At 71.1% G+C, this 14,317-nt stretch carries 11 protein-coding genes and 1 pseudogene; 5 read left to right on the top strand and 7 right to left on the bottom strand.

The features are described 5' to 3' along the window. The first annotated feature begins 99 nt into the window (after positions 1–99). Together ACT3T9_RS05530 and ACT3T9_RS05535 are read left to right on the top strand one after the other, a co-directional pair. Positions 100–924, top strand: a complete 825-nt coding sequence (locus ACT3T9_RS05530) for a DsbA family protein (protein ID WP_441445389.1) — start codon at positions 100–102, stop codon at positions 922–924. Between the two features lie 192 nt (positions 925–1,116). Next, complete coding sequence (locus tag ACT3T9_RS05535; protein WP_441445388.1) at positions 1,117–1,593, top strand: hypothetical protein; 477 nt, start codon at positions 1,117–1,119, stop codon at positions 1,591–1,593. A 60-nt stretch (positions 1,594–1,653) separates the two neighbouring features. On the opposite strand, the gene ACT3T9_RS05540 is transcribed toward ACT3T9_RS05535, so the two are convergent. Then, a complete protein-coding gene (locus tag ACT3T9_RS05540) occupies positions 1,654–2,538 on the bottom strand; it encodes a GH25 family lysozyme (protein ID WP_441445387.1) in 885 nt (294 codons plus the stop codon). A 181-nt stretch (positions 2,539–2,719) separates the two neighbouring features. Beyond that, positions 2,720–3,457: a glutamine amidotransferase gene (locus ACT3T9_RS05545; RefSeq protein ID WP_441445386.1), complete on the bottom strand. Its 738-nt coding sequence runs from the start codon at positions 3,455–3,457 to the stop codon at positions 2,720–2,722. 87 nt (positions 3,458–3,544) lie between these two features. On the opposite strand from ACT3T9_RS05545, the gene ACT3T9_RS05550 reads away from it, so the two are divergent. Continuing rightward, a complete protein-coding gene (locus ACT3T9_RS05550; RefSeq protein WP_441445385.1) occupies positions 3,545–5,245 on the top strand; it encodes a serine hydrolase domain-containing protein in 1,701 nt (566 codons plus the stop codon). Positions 5,246–5,277: 32 nt separating this feature from the next. Beyond that, positions 5,278–6,258 (top strand): aminoglycoside phosphotransferase family protein, encoded by a 981-nt coding sequence (locus ACT3T9_RS05555; RefSeq protein WP_444606116.1) that lies wholly within the window; start codon positions 5,278–5,280, stop codon positions 6,256–6,258. Positions 6,259–6,583: 325 nt separating this feature from the next. Here the strand turns inward: ACT3T9_RS05555 and ACT3T9_RS05560 are convergent. Beyond that, positions 6,584–7,879, bottom strand: a pseudogene (locus ACT3T9_RS05560) (DUF222 domain-containing protein); the annotation flags it as partial. Between the two features lie 158 nt (positions 7,880–8,037). On the opposite strand from ACT3T9_RS05560, the gene ACT3T9_RS05565 reads away from it, so the two are divergent. Further along, on the top strand, positions 8,038–8,520 hold the full coding sequence (locus tag ACT3T9_RS05565) for a glutathione peroxidase (RefSeq protein WP_441445382.1): 483 nt from the start codon (positions 8,038–8,040) through the stop codon (positions 8,518–8,520). A 28-nt stretch (positions 8,521–8,548) separates the two neighbouring features. Here ACT3T9_RS05565 and ACT3T9_RS05570 read toward each other — a convergent pair whose 3' ends face one another. The 4 genes from ACT3T9_RS05570 to ACT3T9_RS05585 all read right to left on the bottom strand — a co-directional run bounded on the left by ACT3T9_RS05570 (position 8,549) and on the right by ACT3T9_RS05585 (position 14,282). Further along, positions 8,549–10,408, bottom strand: coding sequence for a serine hydrolase domain-containing protein (locus ACT3T9_RS05570; RefSeq protein WP_441445381.1), 1,860 nt, complete (start codon positions 10,406–10,408; stop codon positions 8,549–8,551). Between the two features lie 194 nt (positions 10,409–10,602). Beyond that, positions 10,603–11,136 (bottom strand): hypothetical protein, encoded by a 534-nt coding sequence (locus ACT3T9_RS05575; RefSeq protein WP_441445380.1) that lies wholly within the window; start codon positions 11,134–11,136, stop codon positions 10,603–10,605. Continuing rightward, a complete protein-coding gene (locus ACT3T9_RS05580; RefSeq protein ID WP_441445379.1) occupies positions 11,133–13,376 on the bottom strand; it encodes a dipeptidyl-peptidase 5 in 2,244 nt (747 codons plus the stop codon). Before ACT3T9_RS05580 ends, ACT3T9_RS05575 begins: the two co-directional genes overlap by 4 nt. A 66-nt stretch (positions 13,377–13,442) precedes the next feature. Beyond that, positions 13,443–14,282, bottom strand: a complete 840-nt coding sequence (locus ACT3T9_RS05585; RefSeq protein ID WP_441445378.1) for a PhzF family phenazine biosynthesis protein — start codon at positions 14,280–14,282, stop codon at positions 13,443–13,445. Positions 14,283–14,317: the final 35 nt, after the last annotated feature.

The following is a 14,317-nucleotide window of genomic DNA, read 5'->3' on the forward strand; positions in this document are numbered from 1 at the left end:
ATCGTTCAGCGGCAGCTCCATCGCTGAACGGCGGTTGCCTCGCTAAGCTCTGGGCTCTGGGGGCCGACACCTGGCCCCACCTGCACCCGAGGCGGACCCATGGATGCACGCAGCTCCCGCACCCCGCTGATCTTCGGCGTCGTCGCCGCGGTGGCCTGCCTTGCACTGGGGATGCTGCTGGTGCTCTCCGTGACCGTCGGCGTCCTGGTGTATCGCAGCGGCGAGGCGGAGGCGAGCCGTACGGTCGACCCCGTCTCGAGCAACCCTTCCGCGACCGGCCCTTCCGCGAGCGGCACCGCCACGGCCAGCCCCGCCGAGGATCCGGCCCCTCACAGTGATGTCCCGCAGGAAGGCGGCAACCACTCCGACGAGCTGGTCCTGCCGCCCGAGGTCGCCCCCGATCAGCCCTATCTCGAGCTGAGCTCGAGCGAGGACGGCCCGGTGGTGGATGTCTACCGCGACTTCCTCTGCCCGCCGTGCAAGGACTTCCAGCGCATCCAGGGCGATGACCTGATCCAGATGGCGCTGGACAACGAGATCACCCTGCGGGTCCATCCGCGTCCGATGCTCGATGCCTCCTCGGATCCGCCCGGGTACTCGAGCCGGGCAGCCCATGCCGCAGTCTGCGCCTACGCCCAGGGCTCGGAGAGATGGTTCCCGGCGGAGATCACCCTGTTCGAGAACCAGCCCGGGAACGAAGGCCTCGCCGATCACGAGCTCATCTACCTGGTCAACGAGGCGACCGGGGTGGACATCAGCGAATGCCAAGCCGAGGGTGCCTATTACGTCTGGCTCCAGGATGTCGTCGAGCCCGCTGCGCTGGAGAGCGTCCCCGGCACGCCGTCGGTGCTGATCGACGGGGAGCTGTTCACCGGGGATCTGGGCAAGAGCGGAACCCTGAAAGAGGCGATCACCGCGGCCTGAGCCTCCATCTGGGCTTCCACGTGCACCTCCACCCGCGCTTCCACGGAGGACTCCGTCGCGGGCTCGCCCCGGAGCCATCGCGCAGACGGATCTCACGTCCTGGGTGACATCCCGGCAACGCAGCGGCGAACACCTGAGGACAGCTCGAGGATCCGCCTGGGCACGCCCGGGAACCCGCTCTACGGTGGCGATATGCACTCCGAGACCAGGCACTCCCCCGTCGGCCTCACCCCTGTCGGCCTCACCCACGACGCCGGGTGGCAGCTGGCCGTCCGTCGCGCCCTGCCCGCGTCCGCCGAGGACGTCTGGCGTCGGCTGCTCGCCGAGTGCCTTCCGCAGTGGCTGGGAGTCGAGTCGATCCCGCAGATGGTCGGGGCACCGATCCGCCATGAGGGCCGGGTCCGTGGCCGGGTGGTCGGCTGCCATGTGGGCCGTCGGCTGCGCCTGCGGTGGACTCCCGCTGCCCTCGACCACGAGACCGCCTTCCAGGTGACCCTGCAGGACTCGCCCGAGGATCCGCTCTGGGGCATCGTCATCGAGCTCCACCAGGAGCGGCTGCTCGGTGCGGCAGAGCGTCAGGCCCTGCTCGAGCACTGGACCACGGTGCTCGACACCCTGGCCGAGGACTATGCGCGGGAGAGCGCGCGCACCCAGGAACTGCTGGGCTGAGGGGAGGCTGGGCTGAGGGGACGCTGGGCTGACCAACGCTCGGGCCCGTCGACTCAGTTCTCAGGCCCCGTCGATGGGATGTCCGATCGCGCCTTCGCCCTCGGGGATGGTGGCATGGGAGCGCAGCACGTCGATCCGGGCGACATCGATGTCGACCCCGCCGCTGATCCCGGCGACGGTGCCGTCGAAGCGCAGCTGCCACACCGCCCAGTCCTCCTGGGCCGGCCGCTGAGCTGCGGAGAAGAGCCAGTCCGGGCGGTTGTTCGTCACCGGCAGCTCGTAATGCTCACGCCACTCCGAGGAGGAGTAGATGAGCATGCGCCGTCCCCAGGCCTGCTCGACCGCTGCGGTGAAGGCATCGATCTCGTTCTGCGCGTCGGCCGCCTCGGGCCGCTCCGCACACGAGCCGTCGAACTCGAGATCGAGGGCCGGCGGGAGGGCGGAGTCATCAGGCGGAGCGGCAGCCAGGAAGTCAGCAGCCTGGTCAGCGCCCGGTGAGCACAGGGTGAAGTAGTGGTAAGCGCCGGCGGTCACGCCGGCAGCCCGGGCCCCCTCCCAGTTCTGGCGGAAGTGCGAGTCGGTGAACCCGGTGCCCTCGGTGGCCTTGACGTAGACGAAGCGGTAGCCATCGCCGGCGACCTGCGCCCAGTCGATATCGCCCTGGTGGCTGGAGACGTCGATGCCCATCACCTCATCCGGGGTGAGCTCGGTCCCGTCGGGCAGGTTCGCGAGGGCTACGGCGTCCGCGGGCGTGGCGGCGACGGACATCGCGGCGTCATCCGCCTGGAAGGGCTCGGGCTCGGTGAGCGCCTGCTCCTTCTCGCCCCCGCGCAGTGCTCCGATCACGGACGCGGTGCAGCCGCCGATCACCAGGAGCAGCACGAGTGCGAGCGCGCCGGCGACGATCTGTCGTCGCCGGATCTGCTCTGGTGTGAATCGGGGCACGGTGCGGACGGTACCTGAGCAGGCCCCACTGAGGTGGGACGACGTGCCGCCCCCGGCCCCGCAGCTCAGTGCAGCGGCTCGGTCCTGCCGCTCTGTGCGGCGGCCCGACGCAGCGGTTCGACGCGACGGCTCGGTTCGACGGCCCGGTTCTGTGCGACGGTTCGGCTCTGCGCGCGAACGGTCAGCGCGCGAACAGGGTGGCGAAGGCGCGCAGCAGTCGGGGCGGCTGGTCGGCGACCTCGTTCCGCAGCGCGTCGAACACGTCCTCCATCTCATCCGGGGAGAAGTAGCCGTGCTCGCGGTAGGCGCGGGCCCGCTCGATGATCGAGGGAATGTCGAGCTCGGGATGGAATTGGGTCGCGTACTGGCGCGTGCCCACCCGGAACATCTGCACCGGCGAGGTCCTCCCGGTGGCGAGCACCGTGGCGTGGTCGGGGAGGGTGTGGACGGCTTCCTTGTGCCCGACCAGCCCGGTGAAGGTCTGCGGCAGCTGCGCCTCGCGGATCAGCGGATCCTGCTGGCCGGCCTCGGTGAGCGTGACCTCCACGGCGCCCAGCGGCTCGCCGTAGACCTTGTCGATCAGGGCACCCTGATGGGTGCCGAGCGTGCCGATGCCGTAGCAGGCGCCGAGGAAGGGGATGTCCTCGGCGATCACCTGGTCCAGGACTCGGAAGATCTCCGCCTCGGCGCGCAGCTGCTCAGCGGACTTCGACTCCACCGGATCGGAGACGGTGAAGGGACTGCCGCACAGGATGATCCCGGAGATGTCTGCGGCGTGCAGGTCAGGGAAGGGGTCGCGGTCCAGGCGGGCGAAGATCAGCTGGTCCTCGGCGAGTCCGGTGAAGTCGAGCACGGCGGCGCGCTCGGTGAGGGCGACGTCGTCCTCAGGGCGGGTAGCGATCTGCACGAACGGTTTCACGAGGGTGATGCTAACGGCCGCCGCCGGGAGTTCCAGACCGTGGGCCCGTAGTCTGCGGGAGCGCCGACCGCCTTCGAAGGAGATGCCATGCCCGCACCGTTCGCCGACACCCCTCACGATGCCGTGCCGTCCGCTGAGCCCCGGGCCCTTGCCGGTGCTGTCGCTGGTGCTGGGACCGGCGGCCGTAGCCCGGCGCCCGAGAGTGCCGGGACTCTTCGGGAGAGCAGCACGGGGATCTCTCGCGCCGCCGTGGAGGACGTCGCGGCGATGCTGCCCGAGTGGCTCGAGACCGTGCGCCACCTGCGCCGTCAGGCGGGATTCCAGGTCGCGATCTGGCATGACGGGGAGCTCGTCACAGAGGTCGCAGTCGGCGCGGCCGACGAACCGGCGGGAATCCCGCTGACCACCACGCACCGGCTGCGCATCGCCTCCCACTCGAAGATGTTCACGGCGCTGACGATCATGCGCCTGCAGGAACAGGGGAGGCTGCGGCTGGATGACACCGTCGGCGACCATGTGGTCGAGCTCGCAGATTCCCCCGTCGCGGATCGCACACTGCGCGACCTGCTCTCGCATTCGGCGGGCCTGACCCGCGACTCCGACGACGCCCGCTGGTGGCGCCTCAGCACTCCCTTCACCGACCGGGCGCAGCTGCTGCAGATCGCCCGCACCGGTGCGGTACGGACCGAGCCGGGCCTGCATCTGCAGTACTCGAACATCGGCTACGGGCTGCTCGGACTGGTCATCGAGGAGGTCACCGGAGCGAGCTTCGCCGAGGCGGTCACCGAGCTGGTGCTCGCCCCGGTCGGGTTAGAGCAGATTGGTCCCGACCTGCCGGCGGGGGCTCCGGGGCCGGAGGCGGCCGACGGCTTCGCCCTCGGGCACACCTCGCTGCTGCACGGACCCCGACGAGTGGTGGAGCAGATCAGCACCGGAGCCCTCGCTGCGGCAACGGGATTCTGGGCCACCGCCGGGGCGATCGCGAGCGTCGCCGGACGGGTGCTGACGGCCGGCGCGCTGCTGGAGCCGAGATCGCTGCGGGAGATGCGGCGCCGGGTGTGGACCCTGCGCGACGGCGCACAGTACGGGCTGGGACTGCAGGAGGGCCGGCTGCACGGCTTCACGGTCATCGGCCACTCCGGAGGGTTCCCCACGGGGCTCTCCCGCACCTGGGCGGCCCCGGCGGAGCGGCTGGCCGTGAGCGTCATCGGCACCTCGGTGGACTCCCCGAGCTCGGACGTCGCACTCGGCATCCTCGGCCTGCTGTCCCTCGCCGCGGGACGTCCCGCACCCCAGGCGGATGAATGGGAGCGAGCCGGAGCCCAGGGCGGTGCTTCTGACGGCCGGCCCCGACCCAGCGCACTCGCGGAGCAGAGCGGGGTGCGGTCGGCCATGGCGGGCGTGGGCGACGATGAGGGCGCGCTCTCCGCCGCCAGGATCGCGCAGCTGGTCGAGGGCACGTATGACTCGCTGTGGGGGCGGACCCGGTTGGTCACGCTCGGCGGGCGGTTGTTCTGCCTGGACGAGTCCTTGACCGACCCCGCATCGGCCGCTCTCGAGCTGTCGGTGTGCGGGACGCGCCCCGACCCGATTGAGCCGAATCGTGAGGTGGTCGAGCTCGCCACCTGGGGTGATTCCGGCTACGGCACGTGGGCGGAGCCGATTCTCGCGCGCCTGGTCGCTGAGGGGGATGAGGGTTCACTGTGCTGCACGGGCCTGGTGATGACGGGTCAGGTGCAGACCCCCACCGCGGACTTCGTGATGCCCGAGCGGGTCCTCGCGCCGTGACGGGGCTCGTCGCGGGCCATCCCCTGCCGGCGATGCTCGCAGCAGGGGACGACCCGGGCCTCGCAGCCTGGCGCGATGAGCTCCCACGCATGGTCCAGGGGTTGCTCACGAGGTGGGAGCTGGAGGCTTCCGCGCCGTTCTCCCCCGGTGGGACCAGCGCATGGGTGGCGCCGGTGCACGATGTCGACGGCATGGAGCGGGTGCTGAAAGTCGCGTGGGCCCATGAGGAATCCCGCGACGAAGCAGCGGGAATGGTCGCCTGGCAGGGACGGGGCGCGGCGAGAGTCCATCGCAGCGAGCGGCACGGCGAGACGGCAGCGCTGCTGCTGGACAGAGTGCACCCGGGAACGCCGCTGGCCGCGATGCTCACCTGGCCCGAGCGCGATGAGGTGATCGCAACCGTTGGCCGCGGGCTGTGGCGGCCGCCGAGCGAGCTGCTGTCCAGCGATATGGTGGACGCTGGCTTCGCGGATGCTGACTTGTTGGGCGCGGACATCTCAGGCGCTGACGCTGCGACAGGATTCCAGCCCCTCAGTCAGATGTGCGCGTGGTGGGCCGACTCCGCGCAGCAACGGGCCGATGCCGGGCATTCGCCGCTCCCCCGCGCCCTGGTGGACCACGGGCTGCAGCTTTTCCGCAAGCTCCCGGCGCAATGGGACGGTGAGGCGGTGCTGTTGGCGACCGATCTCCATCCGGGAAATGTCCTCTCCTCGGCCGGAGGGTCAGGCGCCGTCGATGGCTCCGTCCAGGACGGGTCCGGGCGGCACTGGGTGCTGATCGATCCCAAGCCGTATATGGGCGATCCGCACTATGACGTCCTGCAGCACATGTTCAATGATCCGGATCGTCTGCGGGCTCAGCTCGGTCCTTTCGCCGATCGGATGGCGCAACTCGCCGGTCTGGACCCGCATCGGGTGCGCCAGTGGCTGCTGGCTCGGTGCGTGCAGGAGGCCGGGGTGCTCGACGCCGCGGCGGAGGCGGCCCTGATGCTCGCTGCCGACGGGGTCGAGTAGCCCTCGATCGGGTCGGCTCGGTCGGCTCGGTCGGCTCGATCGGCTCGATCGGCTCGATCGGCTCGATCGGCTCGATGCGACCTTCGACCGCCGACGGCGGCTCGTCGGCCTCCGGCGCGCCCTCTTCCGGCGAGACGGATGGGCTCCCCTCGTCGTCGGGCCGCCGCTCCCAGACCAGCGGCGTCGGGGTGGTCACGCGGCTCACACCTGAATGGCCTGTCCACTCCACGCCGTGCCCCGGCACGTCCGGGTTCTCAGTGCGTTCGACGCTTGCGGCGCTCTTCTCCTTCTTGTTGCAGTGCGCGCAGGCGCCCTGTCCGTTGTCGAGGCTGGTGGCTCCGCCGCGCGAGACGGGCACGATGTGGTCGCTCTGGCGGATGGCGGCATTGCAGAAGGGGCCGCGACAGGTGGTGTCACGCCAGGTCAGGAATCGTTTCATCGCGGGCGGGAAGGCGCGGGCGGTCGAGTCCATGGCGACCAGCTCGCCGGTGGTCGGATGCGTGTAGAGCCGACGGATCTCGGCGCGGACAGCTGGCCCGTCGGCGTCGAAAGGATCGTCGGCCGGGTCCGCGGGTTCGGTGGTGACGGCGCGCAGCTGCTCTCGAACCGCCTCTGCCGGGACGGGGCCGTAGCCCTCGATGTGGGCGGTGTCGCCGGCGTCGGGACGGAACATGGCGCGATCGGTGATGATCAGGCCGATGTCCAGGGTGCCGGGCTCAATGGCGCCGCCGTCCCGTCCGAGCAGAGAGTCGGCGAAGGCGTCGGCCATGGCGGCGCTGTGTCCCTCTCGCGCCCCAGCGGCACGGCGTCGTTCTGCCTCGAGCGAGAACCGCTTGTGGATCCTGGCGGCGTCGATCGCCGAGAGCCGGGCGGAGAGGGTGGCCATGCCGTTCTGGCCCGGCTTCATCGTGACGTGGCGCTCCTTGTGCGCTCGGCGGTGACGGAGGGTGGCCCCGTCGGGGTCGAGTTCGCCCGCGATGGTCGCCACCGCGTCCTGCCAGCGCCTGGTGCCTGCGCCGTCGAACTCCGGGAGCCGCTGGCCGAGCCGGTGGTCCACCTCCCGGGCGAGCTCCGGGGTGAGGCCCGCGGCGGATCCCGCCACGGCGTAGGCGGCATCGCTGCTGATCTTGCCGGTCCGGAGCGCGTCCAGCATCTGCGGCAAGGTCTCGAGCAGACGCTGCGCGGAGGCGAGCGTGCGACCGGCCATGTGCGGTGAGCGCCGGGTGATCTGCGAGAGGTCATCCTTCGTGGTGTAGTCCGCCGCCTCCTCGACCGCTGCCTTGGACGGCTCTGCACCGTGCTCATGCGCTGCCTCGTCACGGGCCGCGGCGTACCGGTCACGGCGCGTGACGTCCCGCAGTGCGACCACTGACCGCGCCTCCAGCACGCCCATCGCCCCGACGCAGGCCTGGAGGTTGCCGAGCAGGTTCGAGAACTCTCGGCGGCTCCTCCCCGCGAGCTCGAACACCTCCCCCGGATCACCCGCGATCTCCTGCAGGAGATGGGCCAGATCCCCCAGCGCCTCAGCGAGTGCCGTCGGTCCCGCTTGCCGCAGCCCGTCGAGGAACGCCTGAGGGGAGAGTTCCCCCTCAGGGCCCGGGGTGCGCGGCGAAACAGTCATGACCCCATCGTTCCCGCAGGTGAGAAGCCACGAAAGGGCACTTGCGGAATTGTGGACGACAGGGGGCTGTGGAGGAACGGTGCGCCGAGCGGTCGCGCGCTGCGCTGTGCACCGGCCCGTTCAGCGCACGCTCCTCTCCAGGGTCGACAATGGGAGCCATGACGACTCTCGCCGACTTCACCGCCACCACGATCTCCGGCCAGGACCAGCAGCTCGCGGACCATCTGGGCTCCGTGGTGCTGGTGGTCAACACCGCCAGCAAGTGCGGGCTCACCCCGCAGTACGCCGGCCTGCAGGCCCTGCACGAGCGCTTCGGCGAGCAGGGCCTGACCGTGCTCGGCTTCCCCTGCGATCAGTTCATGCACCAGGAGCCCGGCACCGAGGAAGAGATCTCCGAGTTCTGCCAGATCAACTACGGCGTCAGCTTCCCGATGTTCGCGAAGGTCGAGGTCAACGGCGAGGACGCCCACCCGCTGTTCCAGTGGCTCAAGGCTTCCGACATCGACGCCGGCGACATCGAGTGGAATTTCGCGAAGTTCCTGCTCGGCCGCGACGGCACGGTGCTGCGCCGCTACGCGCCCGCAGTGGAGCCGGCCTACATCGCAGACGACATCGAGGCGGCCCTCGCCGCCACGGCCTGACCCCATTCAGCCCACGGCTGGCCCCCGGTCAGCTCCCGAGTGACCACCCGTCGGCGACCACCTGCTCGCGGTCGCCGGGCTGGTCCGTGTCCAGCACGTCCTTCCTGCCCTTGACCACCCGGAGCCTTCCCACCCAGGCGCCGAGCCCGCGGGTGGAGCCGTCGGTGTCCAGGCGCAGCCGGATCTGGACCTCGCCGGAGAGCGGCTCCCCGCCGTCGCCCGTGAGCGCGAAGGTGCCGTCCCAGAGCACGCGCCGACCCCAGCCGGTGATCTGCCCGTCGGCCACCTCGACCGGTTCTTCGTGCTTCGCCTCGAGGCGGCCGGAGAGCGGTAGCCAGGTCTCGCCCTGATCGGCCGAGGCCTCGAGGGTGAGGATGTCGTAGGCGGTCTCGAGGTGGGCGAACAGCTCCACGCGCAGCTCCGGCGAGCGTCCCGAACGATCTGCAGCGAGCTCGACCGCGAGGCTGAGCGTGGCGCTGGTCGCGTCCTCGGAGCCTGCGTGCCAGCCGTCGCGGACCTCCTTCGGCACCAGCCCGAGTGCGTGGGCGATGCAGGTGGAGACCTCGCGGCGGGTGACCGAGGTACTGGACCATTCGCGGGTGGGGTGCACCGAGTTCGTCAGCAGGATGACGATCGTGTCGGTGAGCGGGTCGATCACCAGCGAGGTGCCCGTGAATCCGGTGTGGGTGCCGCTGTAGGGGCTGGTGAGGCCTGCGTGGTAGAACCACGCCTCGAGCTCCGGGCCCAGGCCGCGGCGGGCCCCGCCGATGCCCGTGACGCCGGCGATCCGGTCGGTGAACATGTCCTGCACCGTGGCGGCCTTGAGGATCCGGGCCTCGCCGTAGCGTCCACCGCCGAGGAACATCTGTCCGAACACCGCAAGATCACGGGCGGTGGAGAACACTCCGGCATGGCCCGCCACCCCGCCGAGCGAGTAGGCGTTCTCGTCATGGACATGCCCGTGCACGAGATAGCCGTAATAGTCCACGTACTCGGTCGCGGCGATCCTGTCCTTCAGCTCCGCGGGTGGGTTGTACATCGTCTCGCTCATCCCCAGCGGCTGCGTGATGTGATCGCGCACGTACTCGTCCAGGCCCTGCCCGGAGAGCTTCTCGACGATCAGGCCCAGGGTGATCAGCCCGAGGTCCGAGTACACGTACGCGGTGCCCGGTGCGGCGTCCGGCGCGACGGTGAGCACGGCGTCCAGGCGCGAGGGGACATCCGGGTAGGCGGAGTAGAGGTTGATGAAGGCCGGGAGGCCGCCGACGTGGGTGAGCAGGTGTTGGACGGTGACATCGCCTTTCCCGTTCTGGGCGAAGCGGGGCAGGTGATCGGCGACCATGTCGTCCAGTCCCAGCAGTCCCTGTTCGACGTGCTGCATCACGGCGGTGGCGGTGAAGATCTTCGAGATCGAGGCGAGGTCGTAGATCGTGTCGGTGCGGGCGCGGATCCGCTGCTCTTCGGGCAGCTCGGTGGAGGCGTCCTGCCAGCGCAGCGCATATCCGTCGGCGTGCTCGTAGGCGATGCCGGCCTGGGAGGCGACCAGCAGGGACGCACCCGCGAAGCGAGGCGGATCGTTGTCGAGCCCGGCCCTGATGATCGCCGGGATGCCCTCGAGCTCTTCGGCGTCGAGGCCGACGGCGTCCGGCCGCGCCTCCCGCAGCGTCTTCCCGGAGCCGCGACGGTCCCAGGGATGGCGGTGGGGCTCGCCCCGGCTCCAGCTCGGGGCGGAGCGTGCGGATTGCGCGGTGGGGTGGTTCTTGTCCAGGTCGGGGTCGTGCAGGGCGGGGTCTCCTTCGGCATGCGCGGCGGCGGGGAGGCCGACGCCAGCTGCGGCGGCGAGCGCGGCCGCGGTCAGTCCGGTCCGACGGGTGATCCGGGGGTGCATGAGGCTCCTTCGCATCACGACGCTTCTGGACCGCTCCCGTCGTCGGGAGAGCCCGGACGCCGCCGCCCAACCTAGCGACGCGGCGCCGACGTGGCAACCGTCACAGCGGCGGCTCGGCGATGCACCAGCTCAGTGCGGCATTCACTCAGCGGGCCCAGTGCGGTGGTCACTCGGTGGGCGCCGTGCGGCAGCGCTCAGCGGGCCGGGAGCTCCGCCCGCTCGCGACGCACCTCGCGGATCCCGAGGATCAGGATCACGACTCCCGCGATCATCACCACGCCCCGGATCACCTCGACGATCACCTCGAGGACCGAGAAGACGTTCGATACGGCGACCGCAGCATCAGGGAGCTGCGAGGTGTCCCCGGAGACGGAGAAGGAGATGAAGAGCCCGAAGAGGGACGCGGCGATCATCAGCCCGGCACCGAGGCGCAGCTTCCCGCCGCCCTTGACCACCACCACGATGGCGAGCACGAAGGACGCCAGCCCCAGCCCGAGCATGCCCACCACGAGCACCAACGCGATCACCGCGGTCACGATGAGCTGCGGCGCGATCTCTCCGGTCATCATCTTCTCGGCGGCGTCGTCGGTGGGCAGCATCGTGAGCAGGTAGGTGCCGGCCAGCGCAAGCACCATCAGCACCGAGGTGATCACCAGCGCGGTCGCGGGCTTGAGCGGCTGATCGACGGGATGCACCGTGCGCTTCGAGCCGTTCGCCAGAGCGTTCATCGCTGACCCCCGTCCCGCTGCAGCTCGAGCACCGGCACGCAGGTCGGGCTGAAGCCCAGGACCTGCCCGTAGAACGACAGCGACGCCTCGGTGGCGCGGATGATCGTCTCCGCCCGGCGGAACCCGTGCTGCTCGCCCGCGAACAGCAGATATGCGTGCGGGATGCCCTTGGCGGCGAGCGCGTCACGGAACAGCTCCGACTGGCTGGGCGGGACGATCCGATCCTCCTCGCCCTGGAGCAGCAGCACCGGCACCTCGAGCTCGTCGACGTGGCTCAGCGGGGCGCGCTCGACGTAGAGGTCGCGCCGCTCGGGATAGGGGCCGACCAGCCCGTCGATGTACCGGGACTCGAAGTCGTGGGTGTCCATGCGGAACTTCTCGAGCTCGGCGACGCCGAAGCTGGAGACGCCCGCGGCGAAGGTGTCGGTGCGGGTGAGGCAGGCGAGCGTGGTCCACCCGCCGGCGCTGCCGCCCTCGATCGCGAGCCGGGCCCCGTCGGCGATGCCCTCGGCGACGAGGTGCTCCATCACGGCGACGGTGTCCTGCACGTCGACCACTCCCCACTGCCCGCGCAGGCGGTCGCGGTACTCGCGGCCGTAGCCGGTGGAGCCGCCGTAGTTGACCACCACCACGCCGAGGCCGCGAGAGGTGTAGTAGGCGATGGGCAGCGAGAGCACCGGCGGGACATGGGCGGTGGGCCCGCCGTGGACCTGCGCGATGAACGGCGGCAGCTCGCCCTCCCGGCCGGAGAAGCCCTGTTGCCGGGGGCGGTGGACGATCGCGTGGACCACGCCACCGCCGGGCAACGGCACCTCGATGCTCTCCGCGTGCGGCAGCAGCGCGGGATCGGGGGCGTCGCTGCGCGAGGAGCGCAGCGCGGACGTCGGCGACAGGGTCGGTGCCGACGGGGCGGGTGAGGCCAGGACCGACGGGTCCGCGACCGACGGGTCTGAGCCCGACGGAGAGTGCTGCGTCGCCGCTCCGTCGCCGAGGTCCAGGTGCGCGATATGGATCGCGGCGAACTGGGTCGGAGAGGCACCGGCGAGCACCAGCAGGCCGTCGGCCCGCAGCTCGGCGGCGGAGATCTGGGTGAGCGGCACCTCGAGCGGGCTCAGCTCTGCGGTGCTGAGCCGCAGCACCGACAATGCGGTCGCCGCCCGGCCGTGCTGCACCAGGGCACGGTCGGCGTCGAGCACCTGGTACCAGGTGGTGCCGAGCCCCCACATGGCGCTCGCGAACTCCACATCCAGCTCGATCACCTGGCGGGAGCCTCCGTCGGCCGACCACACCCAGGGGTTCCACCAGCCGGTCGCGTCGGAGAGGAACATCAGTCGCTGGTCATCCAGCCATTCGGGCTGCAGGACGGATGTCTCGATGCCCCCTGCGATGATCTCGCCCTCGCCGGCGCTGCCGTTGATGAGCGGGGCGAGGTGCAGCTCGGTGCCGTCCCACGGCATCTGCGGGTGCTCCCAGCTGATCCAGGCCACCTGGTCACCGCGCGGGCTGAGGCGGGCGTGCGCGACGAAGCGGGAGGACGGGGTGACGCGGCGCAGTGCCGAGCGGTCCTCGGCGGCGGAGCCGTCCAGCGGCACCGCGGCGACGTATCGCTCGATGTGCGGGGCGCCGTCCTCTCCCGTGCGCGGTCCGGCCTCGCCGCCGGTGTGGTCCTCGCAGATCCACCAGACCTCGGCGGTGCCGTCCGGGAGGGTGACCGGCGTGGGGTCGGCCCAGCGCAGGGAGGGGCCCTGGGCGGATTCGACCTCGGGGCCGACGGGGGTGAGCGGGCGGGGCTGCTCGCCCTCGCGCAGGGCGTAGACCCGCTGATCCTCGAAGTTCACGAAGACGACCAGCGGGGAGCCCTCGGCGCTGGAGCCCTCGGTGCTGGGGCTCTCGTCGCTGGGGTCCTCGGGCACCACGGTCCAGCTCGCGCCGCCGTACTCATGCACGCGGGAGCGGGCGTTGAAGGGGGCGGGCAGCACCGTGACGGGGTCTGCGGGGCGGTGCTCCTCGGCATCGTCGACCGCCGTGCTCGCGACCGCGGTGCGGCCGCCGGGCTGCGGGAGCGCGACCGGCCCGGCCGTGCGCACGATCGCCTGGCGGCCGCCCTCGGTCGCGATACCCTCCGTCCACCACACGGCATCGCCGACCAGGCGCGGGGCGCCCAGTCGGGTGCCGCCGGTCGCGAGGAGCTCGGCGGTGATGGGCGAGGGCCAGGAACCGTACGGGAGTGTGGTCACCATGGGCCCAGGGTATGCACTGGAGCCGCTCGGGACCTCCTCAACGCCCGGAGGAGCGGCGCCGATGCCTCAGAGCAGGATCGAGCCGGTCACCGTGAGCACGGTGTCGCCCCCGATCCAGATCGTGCCGTCGGCCTCGACCTGCACCTCGAGGCGTCCCTCGCGGTCCAGCACCGTGCCCTGCGCGACCGTCCACCGCTCGGGAGCCTCACCCCGAGCGACCAGCCACTGCGCGATGCCGGCGTTGAGGCTCCCGGTCACCGGGTCCTCGATGCCGCCGGGGGCGAAGGCCCGGACTTCGTAGCGGGGTCCGTCGGAGCCCTCATACCACCCCATCACTCCGACCTTCCACTCGGCGAGCAGGGAGAAGTCCGGGACGAGCGAGAGCACCTGAGCGGCAGTGGCCAGTTCGATCACCCGCCAGCCCGGGCCGTTGTCCGCCCAGGTGTGGTCGCGCACCGCAGAGGGTTCGAGGCCGAGGGCTGCGGCGATCTGCTGCACGTCGGATTCCTCGAGCCGCCCGCTGCGCCGCAGCGGTGGAGCGGCGAAGGCCAGGTGGTCATCGTCGCGCCGCACCTGGATGAGCCCTGCTCCGCACTCCTGGACGATCCGCTCCCCCGCCGGCTCGCCCCCGGCGTGCAGCCAGGCCCGCGCCGTGCCCAGGGTGGGGTGTCCGGCGAAGGGCAGCTCACCGGTGGGGGTGAAGATCCGCACCCGGTAATCGGCGTCGGGCACGGTGGGCGGCAGCAGGAACGTGGTCTCCGAGAGGTTCGTCCAGCGTGCCAGGCGCTGCATGTCCTCGGTGGTCAGCCCCTCTGCGTCGAGCACCACCGCCAGCGGGTTGCCGCGCAGGGGGCGGGAGGCGAAGACGTCGAGCTGGACGAAGGAGCGGCGGGACGAGGTCGGCATGGGCCCCATCCTGCCCTCCTGTGGTCTGCGGAGGG

The sequence above is a fragment of the Brachybacterium sp. AOP29-B2-41 genome (genome assembly GCF_052378395.1).
In the GTDB taxonomy this organism is placed as follows: Bacteria; Actinomycetota; Actinomycetes; order Actinomycetales; family Dermabacteraceae; genus Brachybacterium.